Annotated in this window: 19 protein-coding genes; 12 read left to right on the forward strand and 7 right to left on the reverse strand. The window is 73.1% G+C overall.

Annotated elements, in window-relative coordinates:
• Positions 1 to 212: 212 nt before the first annotated feature.
• Positions 213 to 8,060: a DUF5979 domain-containing protein gene (locus JOE63_RS02630; protein WP_204538917.1), complete on the forward strand. Its 7,848-nt coding sequence runs from the start codon at positions 213 to 215 to the stop codon at positions 8,058 to 8,060.
• A gap of 107 nt (positions 8,061 to 8,167) precedes the next feature.
• A complete protein-coding gene (locus JOE63_RS02635) occupies positions 8,168 to 8,587 on the forward strand; it encodes a phage holin family protein (RefSeq protein ID WP_087470614.1) in 420 nt (139 codons plus the stop codon).
• Between the two features lie 46 nt (positions 8,588 to 8,633).
• Here the strand turns inward: JOE63_RS02635 and JOE63_RS02640 are convergent, their stop codons facing one another.
• The 3 genes from JOE63_RS02640 to JOE63_RS02650 form a co-directional block, all read right to left on the reverse strand.
• Positions 8,634 to 9,257 carry a PAS and ANTAR domain-containing protein gene (locus tag JOE63_RS02640; RefSeq protein WP_244286335.1) on the reverse strand — a complete coding sequence of 208 codons (624 nt, stop codon included), beginning with the start codon at positions 9,255 to 9,257 and terminating at the stop codon, positions 8,634 to 8,636.
• A 448-nt stretch (positions 9,258 to 9,705) separates the two neighbouring features.
• Positions 9,706 to 10,098 (reverse strand): GAP family protein, encoded by a 393-nt coding sequence (locus JOE63_RS02645; protein WP_087470615.1) that lies wholly within the window; start codon positions 10,096 to 10,098, stop codon positions 9,706 to 9,708.
• A gap of 127 nt (positions 10,099 to 10,225) precedes the next feature.
• Positions 10,226 to 11,542: an ion channel protein gene (locus JOE63_RS02650; RefSeq protein WP_204538920.1), complete on the reverse strand. Its 1,317-nt coding sequence runs from the start codon at positions 11,540 to 11,542 to the stop codon at positions 10,226 to 10,228.
• 180 nt (positions 11,543 to 11,722) lie between these two features.
• On the opposite strand from JOE63_RS02650, the gene JOE63_RS21325 reads away from it, so the two are divergent.
• Together JOE63_RS21325 and JOE63_RS02660 are read left to right on the forward strand one after the other, a co-directional pair.
• Positions 11,723 to 12,220: a DUF1269 domain-containing protein gene (locus JOE63_RS21325; protein ID WP_087470616.1), complete on the forward strand. Its 498-nt coding sequence runs from the start codon at positions 11,723 to 11,725 to the stop codon at positions 12,218 to 12,220.
• A gap of 142 nt (positions 12,221 to 12,362) precedes the next feature.
• Positions 12,363 to 13,034 (forward strand): GAP family protein, encoded by a 672-nt coding sequence (locus JOE63_RS02660; protein WP_087470617.1) that lies wholly within the window; start codon positions 12,363 to 12,365, stop codon positions 13,032 to 13,034.
• A gap of 67 nt (positions 13,035 to 13,101) precedes the next feature.
• Here JOE63_RS02660 and JOE63_RS02665 read toward each other — a convergent pair whose 3' ends face one another.
• The gene (locus JOE63_RS02665) at positions 13,102 to 14,370 is read right to left on the reverse strand and encodes an AI-2E family transporter (protein WP_239576594.1); all 1,269 of its coding nucleotides are present in this window, start codon (positions 14,368 to 14,370) and stop codon (positions 13,102 to 13,104) included.
• A gap of 149 nt (positions 14,371 to 14,519) precedes the next feature.
• Between JOE63_RS02665 and JOE63_RS02670 the strand changes: the two genes are divergently transcribed.
• The 6 genes from JOE63_RS02670 (at position 14,520) to JOE63_RS02695 (ending at position 19,074) form a co-directional block, all read left to right on the forward strand.
• The gene (locus JOE63_RS02670) at positions 14,520 to 14,927 is read left to right on the forward strand and encodes a DUF7144 family membrane protein (RefSeq protein WP_087470619.1); all 408 of its coding nucleotides are present in this window, start codon (positions 14,520 to 14,522) and stop codon (positions 14,925 to 14,927) included.
• Positions 14,928 to 15,014: 87 nt separating this feature from the next.
• The gene (locus tag JOE63_RS02675; RefSeq protein ID WP_087470620.1) at positions 15,015 to 15,446 is read left to right on the forward strand and encodes a DUF6325 family protein; all 432 of its coding nucleotides are present in this window, start codon (positions 15,015 to 15,017) and stop codon (positions 15,444 to 15,446) included.
• Positions 15,447 to 15,503: 57 nt separating this feature from the next.
• Positions 15,504 to 15,857: an SHOCT domain-containing protein gene (locus JOE63_RS02680; protein WP_087470621.1), complete on the forward strand. Its 354-nt coding sequence runs from the start codon at positions 15,504 to 15,506 to the stop codon at positions 15,855 to 15,857.
• A 14-nt stretch (positions 15,858 to 15,871) separates the two neighbouring features.
• Positions 15,872 to 16,354 carry a DUF1269 domain-containing protein gene (locus JOE63_RS02685; RefSeq protein WP_087470622.1) on the forward strand — a complete coding sequence of 161 codons (483 nt, stop codon included), beginning with the start codon at positions 15,872 to 15,874 and terminating at the stop codon, positions 16,352 to 16,354.
• A gap of 45 nt (positions 16,355 to 16,399) precedes the next feature.
• Positions 16,400 to 17,692 carry a guanine deaminase gene (gene guaD / locus JOE63_RS02690; protein ID WP_204538923.1) on the forward strand — a complete coding sequence of 431 codons (1,293 nt, stop codon included), beginning with the start codon at positions 16,400 to 16,402 and terminating at the stop codon, positions 17,690 to 17,692.
• Complete coding sequence (locus JOE63_RS02695) at positions 17,692 to 19,074, forward strand: MFS transporter (RefSeq protein ID WP_204538926.1); 1,383 nt, start codon at positions 17,692 to 17,694, stop codon at positions 19,072 to 19,074. Before guaD ends, JOE63_RS02695 begins: the two co-directional genes overlap by 1 nt.
• A gap of 24 nt (positions 19,075 to 19,098) precedes the next feature.
• On the opposite strand, the gene JOE63_RS02700 is transcribed toward JOE63_RS02695, so the two are convergent.
• Entirely contained in the window at positions 19,099 to 20,175 is a 1,077-nt protein-coding gene (locus tag JOE63_RS02700) for a sigma-70 family RNA polymerase sigma factor (RefSeq protein ID WP_087470624.1), read from the reverse strand.
• Between the two features lie 151 nt (positions 20,176 to 20,326).
• On the reverse strand, positions 20,327 to 22,474 hold the full coding sequence (locus JOE63_RS02705) for a SpoIIE family protein phosphatase (protein ID WP_204538929.1): 2,148 nt from the start codon (positions 22,472 to 22,474) through the stop codon (positions 20,327 to 20,329).
• Between the two features lie 165 nt (positions 22,475 to 22,639).
• On the opposite strand from JOE63_RS02705, the gene JOE63_RS02710 reads away from it, so the two are divergent.
• Both JOE63_RS02710 and JOE63_RS02715 read left to right on the forward strand, forming a co-directional pair.
• Complete coding sequence (locus tag JOE63_RS02710; protein WP_307839905.1) at positions 22,640 to 23,359, forward strand: SigE family RNA polymerase sigma factor; 720 nt, start codon at positions 22,640 to 22,642, stop codon at positions 23,357 to 23,359.
• On the forward strand, positions 23,356 to 24,549 hold the full coding sequence (locus tag JOE63_RS02715; protein WP_204538932.1) for a hypothetical protein: 1,194 nt from the start codon (positions 23,356 to 23,358) through the stop codon (positions 24,547 to 24,549). Before JOE63_RS02710 ends, JOE63_RS02715 begins: the two co-directional genes overlap by 4 nt.
• A gap of 48 nt (positions 24,550 to 24,597) precedes the next feature.
• On the opposite strand, the gene JOE63_RS02720 is transcribed toward JOE63_RS02715, so the two are convergent.
• Positions 24,598 to 25,425: a 2,3-bisphosphoglycerate-dependent phosphoglycerate mutase gene (locus tag JOE63_RS02720; RefSeq protein WP_204538935.1), complete on the reverse strand. Its 828-nt coding sequence runs from the start codon at positions 25,423 to 25,425 to the stop codon at positions 24,598 to 24,600.
• Between the last annotated feature and the right edge of the window lie 2 nt (positions 25,426 to 25,427).

A 25,427-nucleotide genomic window follows, 5' to 3' on the forward strand; every position in this document is an offset into this window, starting at 1 on the left:
GCGGCGGGTGGTCCCCGCTGGTCCGGTTTTCGCCCGCGTTCGACAGGACGGGTCCTGAGCGGTGTGGCACCGTCGTGGCGACGGGGCGCACGGCGCGGTGCGCCGGAGCGGGTGAGAGCGGAGGACAGACGATGGGGCGTGGCCGGACGGCGGACAGGACGACACGGGCTGGCAGGGCACGGCGCGAGCGTCGAGCGATCCGGCTGCGGCGGGTGTGGGCCGCGACGGGCACCCTGCTGCTCGCCCTGCCGCTCGTGCTCGTCCCGACCGTGCCGGCGTCGGCTGCGACGTGGGGCATCCAGAAGACCGAGCTGAGCACCGGCCCCTACGCGCCGGGCCAGCAGGTGCAGTGGGCTGTCTCCATCTCCTGCTCGGACCCCAACAACACACCGTGCACGCCGACGTCGATGACCGACCCGCTGCCCGACAACCTCGACCTGGTGAGCGCGTCGATCCAGAGCGGCGGCGGTGCGACCAACCCGAACCTCGTGGCTGACCCGGACAGCGACACCGTGACCTACACGGCGAACAGCGTGCCCAACGGTGGTCAGGTGCAGATCCTCGTCACCGCCCAGGTGTCCGAGGACATCCCGTACTCCGCCAACGGGGTGCCGATCACCAACACGGCGACCGTAGTCTCCGACAACGCCACGCAGAACCAGGCCAGCGACGACATCACTCCCGTGGTGCCGCTCGTCCTCGACTCCACGACGACGAAGACGATCGAGCCGGAGGGTGCGCTCGCCGCGCCGGGCACGCCCGCGACGATGACGATCGGGTCGACGAACGAGTCGAACGACCCGGTCGACACGCTCGTGATCCAGGACCCGGTGGACCCGACCGCGACTCCCAACCCCTTCACGTACCTCGAGTACGTGAGCACCGGCACCATCACGATGCCCCCGAACGCCGACACCGTCACCGAGGAGTACTGGGACGGCGACTCGTGGGAGCCGCTCGACGACTCGGTCGACCCGGCGACGGTCCAGGGCGTGCGGTACACGTTCAGCGGCGACATCCAGCCCGGCGCGACGGCGACGATCCCGGTGAACGTCCAGCAGAGCGACACGGTCGAGGACCTCACCGACCCGACGACCGTCACCAACGACACCTCGTCGTTCGTGACGCACCCCGAGGGGCAGTCCGACCCGACGACCGCGAGCGACACCTACGTCATCACACCGCCCAACAACTCCGTCACGGCGTCGAAGAGCTTCAACCCGGCGACCGTGAGCGCCGGTGACCCGACGACCGTGACGCTCGGCGCGACCAACACGGGCACCCCCGTGACCTCGCTGACCGTCACCGAGCCGGCCCCGGGCACGCCGAGCCCGTTCGAGGGCGACGACCCGATCATGTTCACCGGGTGGGGCACGGACGGCGCCGGCGCCGGGGTGCAGTGGCCGGCGAACGCGACCGCGGCGGCCGTGACGTTCACGTGCGCCGACGGCACGACGACCGACCCGATCCCGGCGACGGCGCCGAACACGCTGCCGGACCCGCCCGGCGGGTGCGAGGTCGTCGGGTTCAGCGTCGAGTTCACCGGGAACATCGTCACCGGCGGCGCGGCCGTCATCCCGTTCACCGCGGACACCGATCCGGACCAGGTGCCGGACGACGTCACGCACCCGAACCAGGTCTCCGCCGACGTCCCCAACGCGGACGCGACGGCCGACGCCGACCTGGTGACGCTGAACGACCGGCTCGCGACGAGCACGGACAAGCTCATCTCCCCCTCGACGATCCCCGCGGTCCCGGGTCAGGGCGTCATCGTCCAGCTCCCGAGCCAGCTCCTGCCCTTCGGACCCGACGGGTCCACCACGAACGCCGACCAGGTCGTCATCTCCGACCCGACGGACCCGAACAATCCCGACGCGTTCTGGGACCACTTCGAGGCGACGTCGGTGCGGAGCACGGACGTCCCCGCGGGCTCGACGCTGACGATCAACTACTGGGACGGCTCGGAGTGGGTCGAGGCGCCCGACTGCGGAAGCCCGATCACCGGCCCGACGACGGCGAGCTGTGACCTGCCGCCGGACGCCCAAGGGGTCCAGTTCGTCTACGACTCGACGGGCGACGGGTTCCCGCCGGGAACCTCGTTCCAGCCGAACTTCGTCGCGGAGTTCACCGGACCCGAGGGCTGGGACGACCCGGTCGAGAACTGCGGCGCGTCCAGCGCGTCGTCGGGCACGGTCGATCCCACCGAACCGGCCGAGGGCTGCGCCACCGTGGACCCCTTCCCGGTCGACGGCGACGGCCCGGGCGACTTCATCGACAAGACGTTCCTCGGGGAGCAGCCCGTGAGCGTGCTGGCACGCTCCGACGACCAGGTGACGGCGCAGATCACGTGGTCGACGGGCGGCTTCACGGGGGTGGACCCGATGGTCGTCTCGGACATCCAGAACCCCGAGACGACCGACGTCGCCGACTCGTTCTACGACGCCTTCGACCTGGTGAGCGTGGCCGTCGACGACCCGCTGATCCAGTACGACCAGGTCGAGAGCGTCGAGCTCTTCATCGACGGTGCGTGGGTCCCCGCGTCGGGCGACCCGTGCCCGGAGGCGTGCGACGGGACGTTCCCGGGTTACACGTTGAGCGCCGCCGAGCAGGAGTCCGCGACGTCCGTGCGGCTCACGTACACCGAGTCGCCGTCTCGCAGCACGAATCCCGCCGACCCGCTCGCGCCCGCAGCCGGTGACGGCGTCGCGCGGTCGACCCAGGCGGACGGGCGCCACCTCGACCTGACGTTCAAGGTCCGCGACTACAAGCGGAGCGACAGCTCTCCCGCGCTCGGCTCCACGAACGGGACGCTGTACAACACGGGTGACCCGGGCCTCGTCAACGACATCGCCGAGGGGACGGCGACGTTCGACGGCGAGGAGTTCACCGACGCCGACGACGACGACGTCCTCATCATCGACCAGCCTCTCAACGTCACGGTGACCAAGGACTGGTCGGGCGGCCCGATCTCGGTGCCCCCGCCGGGCACGCCGGCCGAGTTCTACCCGTCGACGACGGTGACCGTCACCGGCACCAACGCCTCGAACGCGAAGGTCGACCAGCTCCGCCTCGTCGACCCCGCGGACCAGGGCTCGGGCGCGGTGCAGACCGCTCCGGGGACGCACCCGTTCGACACGTTCACCCTGACCTCGATCGCGCTCACCCCGCCGGAGGGCGCGACGTCGACCACGGTGACGCTGACCAACGCCCAGGGCGAGACGGCGACGTTCGACGAGGCCGCGGCCGAGGCGCTCGCGCCCGCCGTCCTGGCGGAGGTCGTCGGCCTCGAGGTCGCCTACGACGGCCTGGTGGAGCCGGGCGCCTCGGGGTCGATGACCCTCACGCTCCAGCTCCGCGAGACGGACCGGTACACGGACGAGCCGGTCTACGGCGACGACGGCGTGATCGTCGTCGACGAGAATCCCGTGCCGAACGGGTCTGCGGCGACGATCAACGACCCCGGCGGCACGGACCAGGACGTCCGCCTCGCGAACGACGGCGCGGACATGACCCTCCAGACCGCGGGCATCGAGCTCGCGGTGGGGAAGTCGTTCGATCCCGCGACGGTGGTCGAGCCGTTCCACGGCGCGAACCAGTCGGAGACGCCCGTCGTCCTGACCCTCACGGGGCAGCCGCTCGGCCCGTCCCGCGCGGTGGAGATGGTGCTCACCGACGACGAGCCGCAGTTCTGGAACCAGTACGACGTCGTCGGCTTCGACCCGAGCGCCGCGCTCGTGACCCCGATCGACCAGGTCCAGGTGGACGCGTTCACCGGCGGCACGTTCACCGGGGACGCCGACGGCGTCACGGTGACGGGCGGCGACTGGGTCACCGGCGAGCCGTCGGGGACGTTCGCGCTGCCGGACGGCGTCGATCCGGAGGACGTGCAGGGACTGCGCTTCACGTTCACCCGCGCTGACGGCGCCATCTGGGAGAACCCCGCGACCCCGACGCAGCCTGTCCCGATCCAGATCCTCCGTCGCGACGACCTCCGCACGGGAGGGCCCGTGCTGCCCGACCTCGCGGCGAACGCCCCGGCACCCGGTGAGGACGCGCCGGGCGTGGCGAGCAACGACGTGCAGGGCACCGTGACCGGGGCCGACCTCGTCGTCGACCCGGGCACCGGTGAGACGGTGCCGGTCTCGGACGACGACGACGCGGCCGCCTCGATGCTCTACCAGCACGCGACGAACGGGGTCCGGATCGTCAAGGACTTCGACGGGACCGTGACGGGCGGGACCGAGGCGCCGGACGCCGTCGTGCCCATGCACATCGCGGTCACGAACACGGGGGACCGGGCGATCGTCGACCCGGTCATCGTCGACGACCCGATGCCTGCCGACCCCGACGGGCCGCAGCTGCGCCTCGCGGACGGAGTCGCCGAGCCGTTCTCGTACACGCTCGCCGGTGCGGCGCCCGACCCCGCCAACGGCACCCCCATGCCCACCGACGCCGCGGACGTGACGGTCGACCAGGACGGCAACCTCGCCGGGCTGACGTTCACGTTCCCCGAGGGCACCGTGCTCGAGGTGGGCCAGACGTACACGATCACGGTCCAGGTCCAGTTCCGCGTCACGCTCGACGCCGGTACGACGGTGAACAACACGGCGGGCGTCACGGGTGACCGCCCGTGGGACGAGTGCGTCACCCGGCTGAACGAGGAGACCGGGGCGTGCGAGGCCGACTCGGACGTCACGACCATCCCCGGCGCGGCGATCTCGCAGTCGAAGTTCGTCAAGGCCACGGACGACGACGAGCTCGACGTGATCGTCGATCCGGCCTACGCGGACCCTGCCTACACCTGCACCCCGGGTGCGGACGGCTTCTACGCCTACCCCTGCACGCCGGTCATCGCGCCGGGCCACGACGAGACCTGGCGCATCCGCGTGGCCAACGTCGGGAACCTGCCGCTCGACAAGGTCGTCATCTACGACCGGCTGCCCGCGCCGGGCGACACCGGGTCGTACGCCACCGGCGAGCCGCGAGACTCCGCGTGGGCGCCGCTCCTCACCAGCGACCCGCCGCCCCGGGTCATCAACGCCCCACCCGGTGCCACGGTCGAGTACTTCTACACGACCGTCGACGACTACTGCATGGACGACATCAACGACCCGGTGAACGAGCCCGTGTGCTCGACGGACCCGGAGACCGGCTGGGCACCGCTCACGGGCAGCGAGACCCCGGAGACCCTCCTCACGGTCACGGCGATCAAGAACGTGATCACGTTCCCCGAGGACCAGCTCTTCCGGCCCGGCCAGTTCGTCGCCCTGGAGGCCTCGACCACCACGCCGCCCGTGGTCCCGGAGGCCGGCGACCGGTCCATCGCGTGGAACTCCGCAGGCGCGTCCGGTGTCGGGGTCGCCCAGAACGGGACCGAGTTCAACATGCTGCCGACCGAGGGCACCAAGGTCGGCGTCGCGGCCGCGTCGGGGCCGCTCGCGGTGAACAAGGTCGTGACGGGCGAGGGGGCCGACAACGCACCCGACTCGTTCGCCCTGAACGTGCAGTGCACGTCGGCCGTCGGCACCTGGGTCGAGACGGTGCTGGACCCGATCCCCATCACGGTCGTCCCCGGGACGCCGACCGTCGTGCCGAACCTCCCCTACGGCGCCGAGTGCACCATCACGGAGGACGGGACGAACGGAGAGACCGAGCTGATCGTCGGCACGGTGACGATCGACAGCGAGGACCCGGAGAACCCGACGACCATCACGGCGGTCAACCGGTACGACCTGTCGAGCATCGAGGTCTCCAAGGAGGTCGTCACCGACGCGGTGGACCAGGACGGCAACCCGGTGCCGTTCGGGCCGTTCGCGGTCGACGTCGAGTGCACCTTCCTCGGCGCGGACGTGTACGCCGAGGGTTACGACGCCGAGAACCCGATGACCGACCTCCCGATCGCGGACGGGGAGACGATCGAGCTCACGGGCCTGCCCGTCGGCTCGGTCTGCACCGTCACCGAGTCGGGCACGGGCAACGCGTCGTCGGTCACGATCACCGTCGACCAGGGCCTGCCGGGACACCCCGTGACGACCGACGGCCCGACGACGGACGTCACGCTCACCCCCGACGTGCTCGGCGCGAGCACGAACGACGTGACGCTGACCAACACGTACGACGTCGGCGCGATCGGTCTCCAGAAGGTCGTGGAGGGCGCGGGCGCCCCCGCGTACGGGAGCGGACCGTTCACCGTCACCGTGGTCTGCACGTACGACGACGACGGCGACGGGCCGCTCGCGCCGCGCACGGTCTACGACAGCGAGGTCGTGCTCGGCGGTGCTGGGCCGCTCACCGCACAGGTCGCGAACCTGCCGACCGGCGCCGTGTGCGACGTCGAGGAGGTCGACGACGCCGGGGCCACAGGCTCCGTCGTCGTGCCCGACAGCGTCACGGTCGGCAGCGGCGACGTCGCGAACGTCGTCATCACCAACACGTTCGACATCGGCACCGTCCAGGTGGACAAGGAGCTCGACGGGCTCGGCGCGCTCTACGGGCCCGGACCGTTCGAGGTGACGCTCGCCTGCACCTACGGGGAGGACGCCGAGGGGCAGCCGGTGGAGATCCTGGTCCCCGGTGGCGCCATGCGGACGTTCGTACCCGGCCAGCCGGCCGTGTACGAGGACCTGCCGGTCGGTTCGGAGTGCGTGCTCACGGAGACCGACGACTTCGGGGCCACCGAGGTCACGATGAGCGTGGACGGCGGCGAGCCGGTCGACGGCACGTCCGTGGACGTCGTCGTGCCGCCCGCGGCGGCGGACGGGTCGCCGACCACGACGACCGTCACGGTGACCAACACCTTCCTCACCGCCCCGCTCCTGCTGGAGAAGGCCGTCGACGGGGACGCCGCCGGCTTCGCGCCGTCGATGCCGGAGATCCCGCCGCTGCCCGACCTGCCGGACGAGCCGCCGACACCGGAGGAGCTCGCCGCCCTCATCGCGCAGCTCGAGGAGTTCTACGCGCAGTTCCCGCTCGAGGGCATCCCGTACCGGGCGTCGATCTCCTGCACGTTCCAGGGCGCGGAGATCGAGGTCCCGGGTGGCCCCGAGCGGCCGTTCGGGCCGGGCCTGCCCGGCGTGTACTTCGGCCTCCCGGTCGGCGCGGTGTGCACGGTCACGGAGACGGAGACCGGCGGCGCCACCGAGGTGACGGTCGAGCCGAACCCCGTGCAGGTGGAGGAGCGTGTGCTCCCCGCGCCTGCGCAGGTGGTGACCGTGACCAACACCTACGACGCCGGCGCGATCGAGGTCGCCAAGGTCGTGGACGGCGACGGTGGCGAGGCGTTCGGCGCCGGACCCTTCACGGTGACCGCGGAGTGCACGTTCCTGGGCGAGCCGATCGACGTCCCGGGCGGAGCCGAGCGCACGATCACCGGGGGCGAGGTCGCCGTGTTCGACGGCCTGCCGATCGGGGCGGAGTGCGTCGTCACGGAGACCGCGACGGGAGGCGCGTCCTCGACGACGGTGTCCGCGTCCGTGGAGGGCGGCGAGCCGGGGGCCGCCACCGTCGGCGCCGACCCGGCTCAGGTGACGGTCACGAACACGTTCGACGCCGGTCGGGTCGTCGTGACGAAGCAGCTCGCCGGCCCCGGGGCGTCCCAGCACCGCGACGACGAGTTCGTGGTCACGCTCGCGTGCACGTGGGACGTCGACGGCGTCGAGACCGACGTCGTGATCCCGGGCGGCGCGGAGCGGACGCTCTCGGCAGCCGACGACTGGACGGCGGTCTACGCGCTCGTGCCCCAGGGCGCGACGTGCGCGGTCAGCGAGACGGACGCCGGCGACGCCGAGGCCGTGACGCTCACCGTCGCGGGCGGTGCCGGCGTCACGGTCGACCCCGAGGACGGGACCCCCACATCGGAGGAGTTCACCGTGCCGACGGGTGACGCCGCCGAGGTCGACCTGAGCGTGACCAACGCGTTCCGCGCCACCGGCGGGGGCGGCCTCCCGCCGACCGGCGCGAGCGTCGGGGCCGCCGCGGTGCTCGCCGTCCTGCTCGTCGGGACGGGGGCCCTGATGGCCGACGCCCGCCGACGCGGGACACGGACCGCGGGCCGCGACTGACAGGCCGCGCGAGGGAGAACCGTCGTCGCGCGACCACGGTTCTCCCTCGCGCGGCAGGGCCGCGCCCAGCGGTTGCGGAACCTGACCAGGGGCGGGACCGTTACCGCATGATCCGCTTCCTGCTGAGCTTCGCGATCAACGTGGTCCTCGCTGCCGTGGGCCTCCTCGTGGCCTCCAGCCTGTTCGACGGCGTCACCGTGCACGCCTCGGGCTTCGTCGTCGCCGTGCTGATCTTCGCGGTGGCCCAGGCGATCCTCGCGCCGTTCGTGTTCAACGTGGCGCGCAAGTACGCGTCGGCGATCCTGGGCGGGATCGGCCTCGTGTCGACGTTCCTCGCCCTGTGGGTCGCGACGCTCATCGGGGACGGGCTGGAGATCTCGGGCGCGTCCACGTGGATCGGCGTCACGGTCGTCGTCTGGGTGATCGGTGCGCTGGGCGGCTGGTTCCTGGGGTGGCTCGTCCTCACCCGCTGGTGGGACCGCCGCCAGGAGCAGAAGCGGATCCGCGAGGCCACGGCCAAGGGCTGACGACGACGGCGCCGCCCGAGGGTGGGCGGCGCCGTCGTCCGTGCCGCTAGCGCAGGAGCGCGGCGACGCGCTCGACGCCGTCCGCGCCGCCCAGCGCGCCCTCGTTCACGACGAGGCGGGCGAGCTCGCGCAGCGGGACGTTGCGGTCGTTGGACGCGCGCCGGAGGCGCGCGAACGCCTCGTCCGGGTGCACGCCGTAGGCGAGCATCACGACCCCCTTGGCCTGCTCGATCGTCCCGCGGGTCTCCGCGGCGGCGGCGATGTCGTGCCGGGCGCGCTCCTGCGCGTGCGTGGTGACGGTCCGGGTGACGTCCACGAAGTAGCCGACCAGCTCGGCGACGGCGCCCGTCTCCCGGTCGCGGCGACCCTGACCCACGACGACGAGGAAGCGCTCCGCGCCGTGCGCGTCCATGATCCGGTGCACGCTCGAGAACGGCGCGCCGGTGCGCCGCGCCTCGTCGAGGATCTGCCGGACCCGTTCCCGGTCGTCGGGGTGCTTGTGGGCCAGGACGAGGGCGGTCGTCGGCACGACGTCGCCCGGCTCGAAGCCGTGCAGGCGGTACGTCTCGGGCGACCACCACCACACGCCCGTGCTCAGGTCCAGGCGGTACTGGCCGATCTGCTGGTGCGCGCCGCGCGCGAGGGCTTGCTCGATGGCATGGTCGTCCACGGACATGCTGGCCTCCGGGTCTCCGGTGGGTGAGGAGCCAGGTCCAGACTCGACCTCCCGAGCCTACCGCTCCGCGGACCCCCGCAGCGATGGCGAGTGCCGGGCGGGGTTCCTACGGTGAAGACGCGGCCGAGGTGCCGCGGGGGCGCCGGACGTGAAGCAGCCCGCTCCGGCGCGCCGTGCGGGAACGTACCGTGCGGTCCTTCGGGCGTGCGTCGCTGTCGTCGGCGCGGCGGGGATGCCCCGCTGACGACAGCGACGCTCCGCGACCTACCGTGCGAGCAGCCGGACCGGCGTGGTCGGAAGAGGGTCGAAGAAGCCGAGGAACCGGCGCACGACCGCGGCGTCCGTGACGCCGGTCGCCCGGGCGAGGACACGTCGTCGGCGGCCGTGATGGACGTCCGGTGGCGTGCCGTCGTGTCGCCAGGGTCGGAACGGACGAGGTGGGTCAGCAGCTCGGCGGTCCAGCCGTCGTCCTCCGCCTCGTGCGCGACCCGTGCCTTGTCGAGGACGGCGTCGCGGCCGCCGCCATCTGCCGCTTGCGCGCCGTCCCGCGGCGGTAGACGAGCACCGTCGCCCACAGGAGGACGGCGCCGAGCACCAGCCGCACGGCCGGCACCCACAGGGGCGGGGCGTGCCGCTCGTGGACCTCGAGCGCCCTGAGGACGAGAAAGCTCAGCGCCAGCACGAGGGCGAGCCCGACGACCCAGCCGACGAGGAACAGGACGCCGTTCGCCTCCGCGCGGCGGGACAGGAGCACGGCGACGAGCGCCATGATCGCCAGGGGGCTCACGACGATGCCGAGCCCCAGCGGCAGGAGGTCGAGGACGAGCGCGCCCACGGCGTCCTACCGGGCACCCTCGTCCGGGGCCTGCTGCGCCCACCGCTCGGCGGCGGCCACCGCGTCGTCCAGCCCGCCCATCGGGACCCGTGCCACCGGGGTCGGTGGGTGTCGGCGTCGGGTACGGTCAGCGCTCCGCGGGCCCGGCCGGGGTGGGCACGGGACCGAGCGCGGCGAACTCGGGCCTGCCCGCAGGGACGGTGACGCGCAGCGGGGGCATCGAGCGGACGACGAGCCACAGCGGGACGACGGCCACGCACAGCACGGGGAGCAGGTGGACGTCACCGACGGTCACGGCCGCCATGAACAGCGCGAGCCAGCCGTCGCGGGCGACCACCAGGACCGCTCCCAGCACGCCCGCGGACACGGCGATCGCGGGGGGCACCGCGGGGACGAGCGCGGCGGCGGAGAGCCCCAGGGCCACGCCGACGAAGACCGCCGGGAAGATGCGGCCCCCGCGGAAGCCCGCGCCCGCCGCGACGACGAGCGCAGCGAGCTTCACGACGGCCATGAGGAGGATCGCGGACCAGGCGAGGGTGTCGGCCTGGTCGGCGAGCTCCTTCATCTCCTCGAGGCCCTTGAAGAGGGTGAGGGGCCCGCCCAGGACACCCAGCAGGCCCAGCACGAGCCCGCCGAGCCCCAGCGCGAGCACCGGGCTGCGGAAGCGGTGGAAGAGGGTGTGCACGGGGGTGAACGCGAGCACGGCGAGGAGCGTGACCAGGGCCGCGACGACGGCGATCACCGCCATGCTCGCGACGTCGCCCAGCGCCGGGCCGGTGTAGTCGGGGAGGTCGACCGCGAAGGTCGGGGCGCCGACCGCCGTCATGGTGACGGCGCCCGCCCCGGCGGCACCCAGGGGGGCGAACAGGCGGTCGAACAGGGGGCCGCTCCGGTCGCCGCGCTCGGCGAAGCTCTCGGTGAGCACGAGCGCGGCGGCGACGGGCGTCGCGAACATCGCGCCGATGGTGCCTGCCATCGCGAGCGCGACCGCCCCCGTGACGGGGACGCCGAACCGCGGTCGGCACAGGAACCACGCGGCGAGCGCGACGTTGATCGCGATGATCGGGTTCTCGGGCCCGAGGCTCACCCCTCCGGCGAGGCCCAGGACGAGCGCGACCGCGAGTCCCGGCAGGGCCCGGAGCGGGAGCGGGGCGGAGACGAGCTCCGTGGTGGCCGGGTCGACACCGGCGTGCCCCGGCGCCCAGCGGACGGTGGCGCCCACGAGCACGCCGGTGAGGGTGAGCACGAGCACCGTCCACCACGTGCGTGTCGTCGCCACTCCCCAGGCCTGCGGCAGCCGGTCCCACACCAGGTGCTGGATCCAGGTGGCGAGCTCCGACAGCGCGAGGAGCGTGAGCGCGCTGACGACACCGACGACGAGGGCCGGGACCACGGACCGCAGGAGGCGCCTCGTCGTGAGGGCGGTAGCCGGCGCGTCGGACACAGGGGAAGGGAACCACGGGCGGGACGGGGCTGCATCCGGAGGCCCGGTGCCCGCGGGGCCGTGGGTCGGGACCGCGGAGACTCGACGCGCGCAACCCTGTGCCCAGGGTTACGTTCGACGCGTCCCGGGGCGCAGCGCCGCGCGCCCGCCGAACGCACGAACCGGAACGAGAGGTCTGACGTGGCAACGCTCACCGTGTGGAAGTTCGACACCCCCGAGGGCGCGCAGCGCGCCGAGGACGCGCTGCTCGCGCTCCAGAAGCAGGAGCTCATCCAGGTCCAGGACGCGGCGATCGTGTCCTGGGAGGAGGGCAAGAAGAAGCCGAAGACGCGGCAGGGCAACAGCACGACGGCGGTCGGGGCGCTCGGCGGCACGTTCTGGGGCCTGCTGTTCGGCCTCCTCTTCTTCGTCCCGCTGCTCGGGGCGGCCATCGGCGCGGCCTCCGGGGCGATCGCGGGTGCGCTGACCGACGTCGGCATCGACGACGACTTCATCGACTCCGTGCGCAGCAAGGTCACGCCGGGCACGTCGGCGCTGTTCGTGCTGACGTCGGGCGCCGTGATCGACCGCGTGCACGAGGCGCTGCAGGCCGAGGGCGTCCACGGCGAGCTCATCCAGACGAACCTCTCCGCGGACGAGGAGGCCAAGCTCCGGGCGGCCTTCGACGAGAACGCCTGAGCGGTCCACCCGGGTGAGGTGCTCGACGGCGGCACGCACCGCCGTCGGGCACCTCACCCGGGTGGACGCCACGGCACCGGCGCCGTAGCCCGCGCAGTCCTCGTCGTCCCGCCCCGGGACCGGACCACGAAGGAGGCCGCCCATGGGCGCGGCGATCGGTCAGTCCCTCCCCGTCGCGGTGGGCGTGCTCATCAGCCCCCTGCCGATCGTGGCGGTCGTGCTCATGCTCGTGAGCGGGCGGGCGAAGGCGAACGCCTTCGCGTTCCTCGCCGGGTGGTTCGTCGCGGTCGGCGCGGTGACGCTGCTCGTCGCGACGCTCGCCGGGGCCGCCACGCCAGACGACGAGGGCCCGCCGCTGTGGGCCGCGATCCTCAAGATCGTCCTGGGCGTCCTGCTGCTCCTCCTCGCGGTGAAGCAGTGGCGCGGCCGTCCTCGGGCCGGGGTCGAGCCGCCGGCGCCGAAGTGGATGTCGGCGATCGACGCGTTCACGCCCGTGAAGGCCGCCGGCCTCGCCGTCCTGCTCGGCGCGGTCAACCCGAAGAACCTGCTGCTCGTCGTCTCCGGCGGTGCGGCGATCGCGTCGGCCGCCCCCGCGGACACGAACGCCCAGGTGGTCGCGTCCGTCGTGTTCGCGCTCGTCGCGAGCCTCGGCGTCGCGACCCCGGTCTTCATCTACCTGTTCATGGGGTCCCGCGCCGCCACGATGCTCGACGACCTCAAGGCGTGGATGATCCACAACAACGCGGTCATCATGGCCGTCCTCCTGCTCGTCCTGGGCGCCAAGATGCTCGGCGACGGGATCTCCGCGCTCTGACCCCGAAGGAGCACGACGTGCTCCCGCTCGACGACCTCGCGCCGACCGGTCCCGTGACGGCGAGCGGCTACTCGATGCCCTCGGCGCGCCTCTCGTCGACCGTGCGCTCGGCCTCGAGGGCGGCCTCGCGGTTCTTGCGGCGCCGCCGCGCGGTGCCGCCGTCGCCGTCCCGGTCCCGCCCTCTGCCGTGCGGACGGTGCCCCTCGGAGCCGGGGTCGTGCAGCATGTGCGACTCGATGAGCTCGTGCCGCTGGAGGTACGTGTTCGCGACCGCCTGGATCGTCGCGGCGATCGGCAGCGCGAGGAACGCGCCCAGCGCGCCGAACACCGCGCCGAACGCGAGCACGACGACGAAGCTCACCGCCGGGTTCATCTCCAGCGCGCGGGCGGAGACCTTGGGGGAGAAGTACAGGTTCTCGAGCTGCTGGTACCCGATGATGAACGCGAGCACCCCGAGCGCCTGGGGAAGGCCCTGCGACGTGAGCGCGACCGCGACCGGCAGCGCGCCGCCGATGTACGTGCCGATCGTGGGGACGAACTGCGAGACGACGCCGGTGAACACCGCGAGGGGGAGCGCGTAGGGCGTCTGGACGATCACCAGGAAGACGAAGGTGAAGACGCTCGACAGCGCGGCGAGGACGATGCGCGAGTTGATGAAGTCGGAGACCTTGACCTGCGTGATCTCCCAGAGCCGCAGGACCTCCTCCTGGCGGTTCGGCGTGAGCCAGCGGCACACCGCGGCGCGGAACTTGGGCCCCGCCGCGAGCAGGTAGTAGGTGACGAGCATGATCGTCAGGGACGCGAAGATGCCCCCGACGATCGTGGTGGTGACGACGAGGGCGCCGGACGCGACGTCGTCGCCGAAGTCGTTGATGACCTGCCGGATGAGGTCGTCCGAGTCGGGGATGACCACGTCGAAGCGGTCCGCGACGAAGTCCTGGACGCTCGCGTACAGGGTGGGGAGCGACTGGACGAGCTGGACGAGCTGCTGGATGAACAGGTTCCCGAAGAGCGCGAGGACCACGAGGATCGTCAGGAGCGAGCCGATCAGGGCCACCGCCGCCGCCGCACCCCGCCGCCAGCCGTGGCGAACGAGCCACACGACGATGGGCTCCAGGGCGAGCGCGACGAAGAACGCGATGAGGATGTTGACCCCGAGCGACTTGAGCTGGCCCATCGCGTACCACGCGAAGACCCCCACGAAGACCGCGACGACGGCCATGGCGAGCGCGCGCGGGACCCAGCGCGGAGGCCTTCGGGAGTCGTGCTGGACAGGGAGTGCGCCCGCGTCCGACACGTCCGACCTGGGGTCCTCGGCAGGGGTCGGCGTCGTCATGCCCCGAACCTAGCGGCGTCTCCGGCGGCGGACCCGCCGGGCGCGCCGCACCTTCCGGATGCCGAACCTCACGACCGGTGCCACGATCGACGCGCACGCTCGTCCGCTCGTCTCGCTCCGGCCGTGGTCGGTACCCCAGGAGGACTCGCATGGCACGCTCGTCGCAGGTCTCGGCATGGGTCGGCTGGGTCTGGTTCGCGGGGATCGTCCTCGTGACGATCGGCTTCTTCAACGCGATCAGCGGGCTGGTCGCCGTCTTCTCCCCGAACAGCCTCGTCGGTGTCACCGACGCGGGCATCGTCGTCCTCGACGTCTCGACGTGGGGCTGGATCCACCTCGTCATCGGCGTGCTGCTGATCCTCACCGGCTTCGCCCTGCTCTCGGGCAAGGGCTGGGCGCGCATGGTCGCCATCGTCCTGGTCGTCCTCAACGCGATCGCCCAGTTCACGACGCTCCAGGTGACCCCGTGGTGGTCGCTGATCACCATCGTGCTCGACGTGTTCGTCCTGTGGGCGCTCGTGGTCCATGGCGACGAGGCCGAGCGCGCCGCGCGCTGACCGACCCGCCCTGGGGCGCCGGGTCCCCGGAGCCCGCGTCCGCACGGCAGTCCTCGCACACACCCAGAGACTCAGGAGCACCGTCCCATGGCAACGTCCACCTTCGGCCCGGTCGAGATCGTCGCGATCGCCTTCCCTGCCGACCGCATCCCGGCCGGTGTCCAGGCCTCCGTCCTCGAGGTGCTCGCGGAGGGCACCGTCACGCTCCTCGACCTCGCGGTCGTGCGGCGCTCCGACGCCGGTGACGTCGAGGTCATCGAGGTGACCGACCTGGGCGACGAGCTGGAGATCACGGACGTCGAGCTCACGGGTGCGGGCCTCGCGGGCGAGGAGGACCTCGACGCGGTCGCCGCCGGGCTCGCCCCGGGCACGTCGGCCCTCGTCCTCGTCGTCGAGCACACGTGGGCCCGCGGCGTGATCGCCGCGACCAGCGCGGCCGACGGCGTCGTGCTGCTCAGCGAGCGCATCCCGGCCGAGGTCGTCAACGAGGTCGCGGACCTCGCGCTCGTCGAGGACTGAGCCGCCCGCCCGGCGCCCGCTCCGTGGCACCTCCGACCACCGAACCAGGAGAACCTCATGCCCATCCGTCGTATCGGCCGTCCCGGGCTCATCGGGACCGCCGCCCGTACCGCCGTCATCGCGGGCACCGCGTCCGCGACCGCGGGCGCCGTGCAGCGCCACCAGGCGAACCGTGCCCAGCAGTCGTGGGAGGCCCAGCAGGCCGAGGCCGCGCAGGAGCAGGCTCGCCTCGAGGCGGCGGCCCAGCAGGCCGCGGCCCAGTACGCCGCCCAGCCCGCGCCGGCCGCACCCGCTGCGGCTCCGGCGCAGGACGACCTGCTCGGCCAGCTCGAGCGGCTCGGACAGCTCCACGCCTCGGGCGTGCTGAGCGACGCCGAGTTCGCCGCCGCCAAGGCCAAGCTGCTCGGCTGACAAGGAGAAGTGCCATGGCCACGTTCACCGTCTGGAAGTTCGACTCGCCCGAGGGCGCGGACACCGCGTCCCGGATCCTGCACGACTCGGCCTCGGAGCACGCGATCCGCATCATCGACACCGCGGTCGTCACGTGGCCCGAGGGCGCGGCCAAGCCGACGACCCGCCACGGTCACCAGGACGAGTGGCGCGGGACCGGCTGGGGCGCGTTCTGGGGGTTGCTGCTCGGGTCGCTCTTCTTCGCCCCCGTCCTCGGTGCCGCGGCCGGCGCCGCGATCGGCGCGTCGTCGAAGGCGATGGCCGCCGTGGGCATCGACAAGGACCAGCTCGACCGCATCCGGGAGGGCGTCACGCCCGGCTCGTCCGCCCTGTTCGTCGTCACCGAGGACGGCGACCTCGACCGCGTCGGCGAGCGGTTCCACGGCACCCACGGGAAGCTCGTCGCCACGAACCTCACGGACGCCGAGCGGAGCACGCTCCTCGAGACGTTCGACTGACACCAGGGAGAGACCGTTATGACATCACAGGGCACGGTCACCGCTGTGCGAGGCCACGCCGTCTCTTTCAAGGACGACCCGTTCCACTCCGACGACGCCCTCGTCGACATCGAGGACGCGCTGATCGTCTGCCAGGACGGCATCATCACGGCGTTCGGTACCTACGAGGAGACCAAGGACGCCGTCCCTCCAGGCGTCGAGATCGTGCACCGGCCGGGTAGCGTGCTGTGCCCGGGCTTCATCGACACGCACGTCCACTACGTGCAGACCGGCATCATCGGCGCGTTCGGGTCACAGCTCATCGACTGGCTCAACCACTACACGTTCATCGAGGAGCAACGCTTCGCCGATGCCGACCATGCTGGCGAGGTCGCCCGCGTCTACTTCGACGAGCTGCTGCGCAACGGCACGACGACGGCGCTCACGTTCTGTGCGGTGTACCCGGAGTCGGTGGACGCGTTCTTCGAGGAGTCGCAGCGCCGCGGCACCCGGATGATCGGCGGGAAGGTCCTCATGGACCGTAACGCGCCGGACGCGCTCCTCGACACCGCCCAGACCGGCTACGACGACTCGAAGGCCCTGATCGAGCGCTGGCACGGCAACGGTCGCCAGCTCTACGCCGTGACACCCCGGTTCGCCCCCACGAGCACGCCCGAGCAGCTCGAGGCGGCGTCCGCGCTGTGGCACGAGCATCCCGGCACGTTCCAGCACACGCACGTCTCGGAGAACGTCGGGGAGATCCAGTGGGTGCGCTCACTGTTCCCCGAGAGGTCGGGCTACCTCGATGTCTACGACCACTACGGCCTGCTGGGGCGGCGCAGCGTCCTCGCGCACGGCGTCCATCTCACGGCCGCCGAGCGTCGCCGGGTGAGCGAGACGGGCACCGCGATCGCGCACTGCCCGACGTCGAACCTCTTCCTCGGCAGCGGCCTCTTCCACGTCCACGAGGCGAAGGACTCGCGGCACCCGATGCACGTGGGACTCGGGACCGACGTGGGCGCAGGGACGAGCTTCTCGATCCTCGCGACGATGAACGAGGCGTACAAGGTCGCCGAGCTGCTCAGCTACCCGCTGAACTCGCTCAAGTCGTTCTACCTCGCCACCCTGGGCGGAGCCCGGGCTCTCGACCTCGACGACAAGATCGGCTCGCTCGAGGTGGGTAAGGAGGCGGACTTCCTCGTCCTCGACCCGGCGGCCACGCCGCTCCTCGCGTTCCGGACGTCGACCGTGGAGTCGACGGAGGAGCTGCTGTTCGTGCTCTCCATCATGTCCGACGACCGCACGGTCGCCGCCACCTACGTCGGTGGCACCCTCGCCCACGAGCGCAAGGAGTCCTGATGTCGAGCGGCCACGCGGCGTACCACCACGCCACCACGTCGATGTTCACGGGGACCGCCCCCTCCCCGGACGAGACGCCCCGTCGCGCGCGCGGCCGGCTCGGGGGTCCCGAGGCGTGGACCATCTGGGTCCTCGCGACGATCTTCGTCGTCTGGCTGTTCGCGATCCAGACCGGCTACGGGATCGTCTCGCCCGACATCCAGCAGGACGCGTCGCTGACCATCACCCAGGTCAGCCTCGCGGCGTCGATCTACACCTGGGTCTTCGCGGTGTGCCAGTTCTTCTCCGGCTCGCTGCTCGACCGGTACGGCACGCGCCCGCTCCTCGCGATCGCCGTCGCCCTCGTCACGGCTGGTGCGTTCCTGTACTCGGCGACGACGGACTTCACCACGCTCGTGCTGGCGCAGGTCGTCCTCGCGATCGGCTCGTCGTTCGGCTTCGTCGGGGCGGGCTACGTCGGCGGCAAGTGGTTCGCGGCGGCCAAGTACGGCCTCATGTTCGGCATGGTGCAGATGTTCGCGTCGCTAGGGTCCGCGGTGAGTCAGCCCGCGATCTCGGCCCTGCTCGGCTCGATGTCGTGGCAGGAGCTCCTCGCGGGCTTCGGCGCGTTCGGCGTCCTGCTGTTCGTCGGGTTCGTCTTCATCGTCCGCAACCCGGTCTCGACGCCGGAGGAGGCGCACGCGGCGGCGGAGGCGCACCGCGGCAAGAACGTCTTCGCGGAGATCTTCGCAGACCTCGCGGCGTGCTTCCGCAACCGTCAGGTCGTCCTCTCGGCGCTCTTCGCCGGCGCGTCCTTCGGGACGATGCTCGCCGTCGGCGTGCTGTGGGGACCGCGCGTCCAGGAGGCTCGCGGGGCGTCGGTGGGCCTCGCGGCCGTCCTGTCCGCCCTGGCCTGGCTCGGCCTCGCGTTCGGCGCACCGCTCGTCAACGTCATCTCCGACCGCTGGCACAGCCGCAAGTGGCCCGCGGTGTGGGGGCTCGCCCTCCAGGCCGTCGCCGTCACCCTCTTCATCTACGGCCCCGCGAAGTCCGCCGGCGTGAGCGTCGTCATCATGTTCGCCGTCGGGCTCCTCGCCGGGACGCACATGCTCGGGTTCACCATCGCCGGCGAGTCTGTGTCCCCAGCACTGATCGGCAGCGCCTCGGCCATCGTCAACGGCGTGTGCTTCATCGTCGGCGGCGTCCTCGAGGCAGTCCCTGGTCGGCTCCTACCAGCGGAGAACCCCGGTCTGAGCGATTATCAGTCAGCGCTGTGGATCATGCCGGCGGTGCTCGCGCTCGGCGTCGTGTGCGCACTCTTCCTCCGCGAACGTCCCTCGTCGCGGCGAGACCAGACCTCCCCCGAGCCGGCGCACCCCGCCGTCACACAGCCGGAGCGGTGAGTTCCAGGGTCGTGGGCGTTCGGGTCAGTCGTCGAGGCGCGCGGGGAGGCCGAACAGCGGAAACCACGAGGCCGTGTCGAGGAACGCGTTGATCGCCGTCACCCGCCCCTCCTCGGTCTCGATCACCTGGAGCGCCCAGGGCTCGTGCCCGCCGCCCTCCGCGCGCCGGTACTGACCGAAACCGAACGTGCCGTTCACCGCCACCGGCACCATGCGGGACCCCTCGCACTCGTGGCCGGGCCCCGTCATCCAGGTCACGATGTCCGCCGTGCCCTTCATCCACAGCGGGTACGGCGGCATGGACAGCGTCGCGTCCTCGTGGAGGATCGCGACGAGCGCGTCCATGTCGTAGCGCTCGAACGCGTCGAGGTACCGCTCGAGCAGCAGCCTCTCCTCGTCGCCGAGCCCGGCGTTCGACGCGACCGGCGCGGGCGCGGGCTCGGCGCCGTCCGCGAGCCCCGAGCTGTCCCAGTGGGCCCGCGCCGCCATCGTCGCGCGCGCTCGCTGCAGCGCGCTGTTGACCGACGCCACGGACGTGTCGAGCAGCTCCGCGACCTCGCTCGCCTGCCAGCGCAGCACCTCGCGCAGCAGGAGCACGGCGCGCTGCTTCGGCGGCAGGAACTGCAGCGCCGCGACGAACGCGAGCCGGATGGTCTCGCGGCCCACCGCGACCTGCGCCGGGTCGCCGTCGTGCGGGAGCACGCGGTCGTCGGGGACCGGCTCGACCCACGTCTCCTCCGGGAGCACCTGTCCCAGGTTCTCGGCCTCCGGCGCCTGGGGGCCGCCGAGCCCCATGGGGCGCTCGCGCCGCTTGCGCGCGCCGAGCGCGTCGAAGCACACGTTCGTCGCGATGCGGTAGAGCCAGGAGCGCAGCGACGAGCGGCCCTCGAAGCGGTCGTAGGAGCGCCACGCGCGCAGGAACGTCTCCTGCACGGCGTCCTCCGCCTCGAACGAGGAGCCGAGCATGCGGTAGCAGTAACCCGTGATCTCCCGGCGGTGGCCGGCGAGGACCGCGTCGAGGTCGTCGCGCTCGGGCAGGGGAGCGGCGCCGGACGTGGTGGTGCCGGGGCGCAGGCCCGTGGGGGTGGCGAGGTCGGTCATGGTGCTGCCTCTCAGGACTCGATGGTCTCGACGTTCGCGAGGGGTGCCCACGGGTGGGCGCCTGATGCTGCGACCACCCGCGCGGGACCAGGGGAGTGGCCCACCTCACACACGCTACCTCTGCCCTCCGACACGGCACAGGGGACGGAGATCAGTCGTCGAGGTCGATCTCGAACCACACGGTCTTGCCCGGGACGCCGTCGACGGCGTCGACGCCCCAGCGCGACGCGCAGCGCTCGAGGAACTGCACGCCCCGGCCGCCCGTCTCGTCCGGGCGCGGGGACCGGAGCCGCGGGAGGGACGTCGAGCCGTCCCGCACGGCGACGCGCAGGACGCGGTGCCCGACCTCGAGCTCCGCCTCGACCGGCGCCGCGCCGTGCTGCACCGCGTTGGTCAGCACCTCGCTCGTGAGGAGCATCGCGATGCGCCGGACCGCCGACGACACGTCACAGCTCTCGAGGACGTCGTCCACCCAGCGGCGGGCGGGACCGATCGCCGACGACGCGTGCTCGACCCGGCGCGTCAGGACGGACGGCCGCCCCGGGCCGGGCGGTCGGGCGACGGTGTGCCGGACGCGCAGCGCGAGGACGGCGACGTCGTCGCGCTGGTCGGACACGAGCCGGCGCACGAGCGCGTCGGGCAGGGCGGACGTCGCGGTCGCCGTGAGCTCGGCGAGGACGGCCTGCAGGGCGCCGAGCCGCTCGGCGTAGGACGTGCCGCGCCGCTCGACGAGGCCGTCGGTGTAGAGGAGGAGCGTGTCCCCGTGCGCGAGGTGCGCGCGGTGGTCGTGCCGCGTGGTGCCGGGCAGGACGCCCAGCATGAGGTCCGGGGCGGCGTCGAGCGCCTCGACGCTGCCGTCGGCCCGCAGCACCAGCGGGGAGGGGTGCCCGGCGTTCGACCACGTGACGTCGAACCCGTGCGGGGTGCGGTCGAGCCGCACGACGGCGGCCGTGCCGCTGGAGTGCAGCGCGAGGCCGCGGTTGGCCCGGTCCAGGAGCCGGAGCAGGACGGCGGGCGGCTCGTCCTGGCACCACGCGAACGTGCGCAGCATGGAGCGGAGCTGGCCCATCTGCGCGGCGGCGCGCATGTCGTGGCCGGTGACGTCCCCGATCATGAGGACGCACGCGTCGTCGTCGAGCACCACGGCGTCGTACCAGTCGCCGCCGACCTGGTCGGTGCGGGTCGCGGACGCGTACGTCGCGGCGAGCTCCGCGCTGCGCACCGACGGGAGCTCGGTGAGCATCGCCGCCTGGAGCGTCGTCGCGACGCGGTGCCGCTCCTCCAGGAGCCGGACGCGGTCGAGCGCGTGCGCGACGTACGACGCGACCGTCGTCTCCGTCTTCACGGCGTCCTCGTCGAACTCCCGGACCGCGTCCCAGGCCAGCGCGACGACGCCCAGCAGCCGCTCCCCCGCGAGGACGGGGAGGAACGAGCGCGCCTCGACGTCGTCGGACGTGATGAGCGCGGCCGCCTCGGGGAGCCGCGCGGTGTACTGGGCGTGGTCGCGGAAGAACAGGGGCTCGCGCGTGCGGGCGGCGATCGCGGCGCCGCGGTCGTCGTCGACCCGCATCCGGCGGAACGACAGGGGGACGCCCGGCTCCAGGTGGTCGAGCGTCGTGTACTCGAGCCGGGTGCCGCTCGCGTCGAGCATCGCGAGGCCCGCGTAGCGGGCGCCGATCCCGGCGCCGACCGCCGAGAGCCGCTCCGCGACGTCGCGCACCGACGTCGCGGCGGCGAACGACTCGGAGAGCTCCAGGAGGAGACGGGACCGCCGGTTCGCCGCGAGCGCGACGCGCTGCATGCGCTTCGCCCGCGCCCGGGCGAGGCGGAGCCGCAGCTCGGAGGTGCACGCGGACGCGAGGTCGGCGAGGGTCGCGAGGTCCTCGTCGGACCACGGGCGCGGCCGCCCGTCGAACGCGCACAACGACCCGACGGCGCGGCCGTGCGGGTCGAAGATCGGGAAGCCGGCGTAGGAGACGACGCCGATGTCGTCGACCGCGCGGAGCGAGGCGAGGTGCGGGACGACCCGCGCGTCCTCGACCACGAGCGGTCGCGCGTCGCTCGTGACGAACTGGCAGAACGTGTGGCTCAGGGGCGTGCGACGCTGGGACTGGTACGGCTCGGGCAGGCCGAGCGCGCCGGGCAGCACCGCCTCGTCGTCGAGGACGAGCGTGACCAGCGCCGACGGCACCCCGAGCTGTCGCCGCACGAGGCGCGCGAACCGGTCGAACGACTCGTCCGCCACCGGCTCGGCGAGCCCCGCCTGCGCGAGCTCGCGGATCGCCTGGGCGTCGGTCATGGTCCAGTATCACCAGGACGAGGCCGGTCAAACAGTGCAAGCCGCGCCAGCCGGGCACGGAGACGGGGTGAAATCGGGAAGAAGGGAACGTCGGGTGAGGGTGCTGCGTGTACCGCTCGTGAGACCACGAGACGACGGCGGGCGCGACCCGCGAGGAGTGACGACGTGACCGCGACGGGTGCGGCCGGACCGGTCGGGGGGACCGGCGGGCTCGAGCTGCTGCTCGACGCCGCAGGCGACGAGCATCAGGACGACGGGCAGGACGGCGCGGCGACGGTCGAGGTCGACCTCGTCGCCCGGCGCACGCGCGACCAGGAGTTCTCGGCGTTCATGCGGGACGCCCGCGACCCCCTGCACCGCATGGCGTACCTGCTCTGCGGGGACCGGCACCGGGCGGAGGAGCTCACGCAGCACGCGCTGGAGCGGACCTACCGCGCGTGGTCGCGGGCCCGCGAGCGCGACCCCCTCGCCTACGCCCGCCGCGTGCTCGCCAACCTGCGCGTCGACACGTGGCGCCGCACGCGGCGCGAGGTGCTCGCCGGGCCGGACGAGCTCACGCAGGCGGAGGGCGCCGGACGTCAGGGCCGCCCCGGCACCGGGGAGCCGACGGCTTCCGTCGACGACCGCGACGCCGTCGTGCGCGCGCTCCTGACGCTCCCGGTCAAGCAGCGTCGCGTCGTCGTCATGCGGCACCTGCTCGACCTCAGCGAGAGCGAGGTCGCCGCCGAGCTGGGCATGCCCGTCGGCACCGTGAAGTCGACGGCCTCCCGGGGCCTCGCCCGCCTGCGGGCGATCCTCGGCGCACCCGAGGGCACCGCTCCCGCCCCGACGACCACCACCCTGACCTCCCCGACCACCTGGACCTCCGGAAGGACACCCCGATGAGCCCCGTGACCGGACGCCCGGTGCCCACCCCGCCCGAGGACGACTTCCTCGCCCGGCTGCGGCGCACGGCCGACGACGCCGTCCCACCCTCCGAGCTCGACCTCGACGTGGTCCTCCGGTCCAGCCGACGCGGCGTGCAACGCCGCCGGTCGCTCGCCGGCGTCGCGGGCGTCGTCGCGCTGGGGCTCGTCGGGACGGGCGTCGTGACGGCGGGCGGCCCGGACGGGCTCCGTGACCTCGCGCGCGAGGTCGTCTCCGGGTCGCCGGGGTACGAGGTCGTCACGGCGCGGGCCACGCTCGTCGACGTCGCGCCGGGCGTCGTCGCGGTGAAGGAGCCCGCGACGTACCTGCGCGAGGACGGCGCGTACGTGCTCGACCTCGGCCTCGGCGCCTGGCGCGACGGCGAGCGGTTCTTCGTCGAGTACCGTCCCGAGCCCGCGGGGAGCGAGCAGCCTCCGGGGCTGCGCGTCCTCGCCGGGGACGACGGCGACCTCGCGGTCCTGCGGCGCGGAGGCACGGCGGGAGCGGTCGTGCACGACGGCTTCCAGAACCTGGTCCTGCTCCAGCGCGAGGGCGGCGCCGAGGGTCTGGTGCTGAGCGTCGCGACCTCCGCCACGCCGCCCGGGTCGGACCCCTCGTGGGAGCGCGAGCGCATGGAGACCTGGGTGCTCCTGGCCGGTGAGGGACCGGCCGCGACCGGCCCGACGTACCGTCTCCCCGACGCCTGGGCGGAAGGTCTCTTCCTCAACGTCGCGGCGCTCGGCCCGGAGGCAGGTCCGGCGACGGACGTCCGGGGGATCCTCACCGCGACGCGGTCCGAGAACGACCGGAGCCTCGGGGCGATGACGTGCGGCTCGCCGCTGACCGGTCCCGACCGGGACCCGAGCTGCCGAGCCTCGTACGACCCGACGACCCGGGAGGTCGTGCCGATCGAGACGTCGCCCGCGATCCCCCGGCTGCTCGTCGACCGTCTGCTCCCCGCCGCCCCCGCGCCCGGCGACACGTCCGACGCGGAGCTCAGGACGTGCCTCGACGTCCGCGGGGTCGAGACCGGCATGCTGCCGGACCGCTGGTACCTCGACCCCGGGGGCCTGGACGGGGATGCCTGGCGGCAGTGCCTGCTGGACGTGGCGCTCATCTCGTCGGCGCGCACGGCCCAGGCCCTCGGCTCCGCCACGCCCGAGTCGTGACGCCGGCGCGCACGGGCACGCCGAGGCGTCGCGACGGACGGGGCCCGTTCAGGTGCCGCCGCGGGACCTGAGGTCGCCGAGCGCGTGCTCGGCACCGTGCGCGTCGAGGTAGGTGCCGCCCCGGACCTCCGGGACGTGCGTGCTGTCGGGGCCGGGAGCGAAGCGGTGGACGAGCGGGTGACCGGTGGGCACGTCGAGGTCCTGGACCTCCTCGGGCGTGAGGTCGTCCACGAGCACGGACAGCGCGCGCAGCGAGTTGCCGTGCCCGACGACGAGCAACGACTCGCCCCGCGTGAGCGCCGCGCGGGTCGCGGCCCAGAAGGGGCGGAGCCGCTCGACGACGTCCGCGAGCGACTCGGCGTCGGGGCGCAGGGCGGCGCGCGCGGCGTCGGGCAGGCGGAGGAGCGTGTCGTCGACGAGCGGGCGCGCGGGGTCGTCGGCCGCGAGCGGGGGCGGGCGGTGCAGGTAGGAGCGGCGGTAGCGCCAGTAGGCCGCCTCGCCGTAGTCGCGCCGGACGACGTCGCGCGGCTTGTCCGTGAACGCGCCGTAGTGGCGCTCGACGAGGCGCCACTCGACGGCGAGCGGGGGCGGCCCGGGGAGCGCGTCGGCGACGATCGCGGCCGTCGTCGACGCGCGCACGAGCGGGGACGTCACGACGCGGCGGGGGACCAGGGCGGGCTCGCGCGCGACGGCGTCGGCGAGCAGCCGGGCCGCGCGCCCGGCCTCCGCGACCCCGACGTCCGAGAGCGGCACGTCGAGGAGGCCGGTGAAGCGGTCGCCCGCGTTGAACGTGCTCTGCCCGTGGCGCACGAGGACGAGGGTGCCGGCAGGACCGCCGTCCGACGACCCGGGCGGCGCCCCCGGCGACGAGCCCATCG

It is taken from the genome of Cellulosimicrobium cellulans (assembly GCF_016907755.1).
GTDB lineage: Bacteria > Actinomycetota > Actinomycetes > Actinomycetales > Cellulomonadaceae > Cellulosimicrobium > Cellulosimicrobium cellulans_D.

Excerpts from the sequence above, each read along its gene's own strand:
- JOE63_RS02670 (WP_087470619.1), top strand. The coding sequence starts at position 14,520 with ATGGCACGCTCGTCGCAGGTCTCGGCATGGGTCGGCTGGGTCTGGTTC.
- JOE63_RS02685 (WP_087470622.1), top strand. The coding sequence starts at position 15,872 with ATGGCCACGTTCACCGTCTGGAAGTTCGACTCGCCCGAGGGCGCGGAC.
- JOE63_RS02680 (WP_087470621.1), top strand. The coding sequence starts at position 15,504 with ATGCCCATCCGTCGTATCGGCCGTCCCGGGCTCATCGGGACCGCCGCC.
- JOE63_RS02705 (WP_204538929.1), bottom strand. The coding sequence starts at position 22,474 with ATGACCGACGCCCAGGCGATCCGCGAGCTCGCGCAGGCGGGGCTCGCC.
- JOE63_RS02665 (WP_239576594.1), bottom strand. The coding sequence starts at position 14,370 with ATGACGACGCCGACCCCTGCCGAGGACCCCAGGTCGGACGTGTCGGAC.
- JOE63_RS02720 (WP_204538935.1), bottom strand. The coding sequence starts at position 25,425 with ATGGGCTCGTCGCCGGGGGCGCCGCCCGGGTCGTCGGACGGCGGTCCT.
- JOE63_RS02635 (WP_087470614.1), top strand. The coding sequence starts at position 8,168 with ATGATCCGCTTCCTGCTGAGCTTCGCGATCAACGTGGTCCTCGCTGCC.
- JOE63_RS02695 (WP_204538926.1), top strand. The coding sequence starts at position 17,692 with ATGTCGAGCGGCCACGCGGCGTACCACCACGCCACCACGTCGATGTTC.
- JOE63_RS02675 (WP_087470620.1), top strand. The coding sequence starts at position 15,015 with ATGGCAACGTCCACCTTCGGCCCGGTCGAGATCGTCGCGATCGCCTTC.
- JOE63_RS02715 (WP_204538932.1), top strand. The coding sequence starts at position 23,356 with ATGAGCCCCGTGACCGGACGCCCGGTGCCCACCCCGCCCGAGGACGAC.
- JOE63_RS02700 (WP_087470624.1), bottom strand. The coding sequence starts at position 20,175 with ATGACCGACCTCGCCACCCCCACGGGCCTGCGCCCCGGCACCACCACG.
- JOE63_RS02660 (WP_087470617.1), top strand. The coding sequence starts at position 12,363 with ATGGGCGCGGCGATCGGTCAGTCCCTCCCCGTCGCGGTGGGCGTGCTC.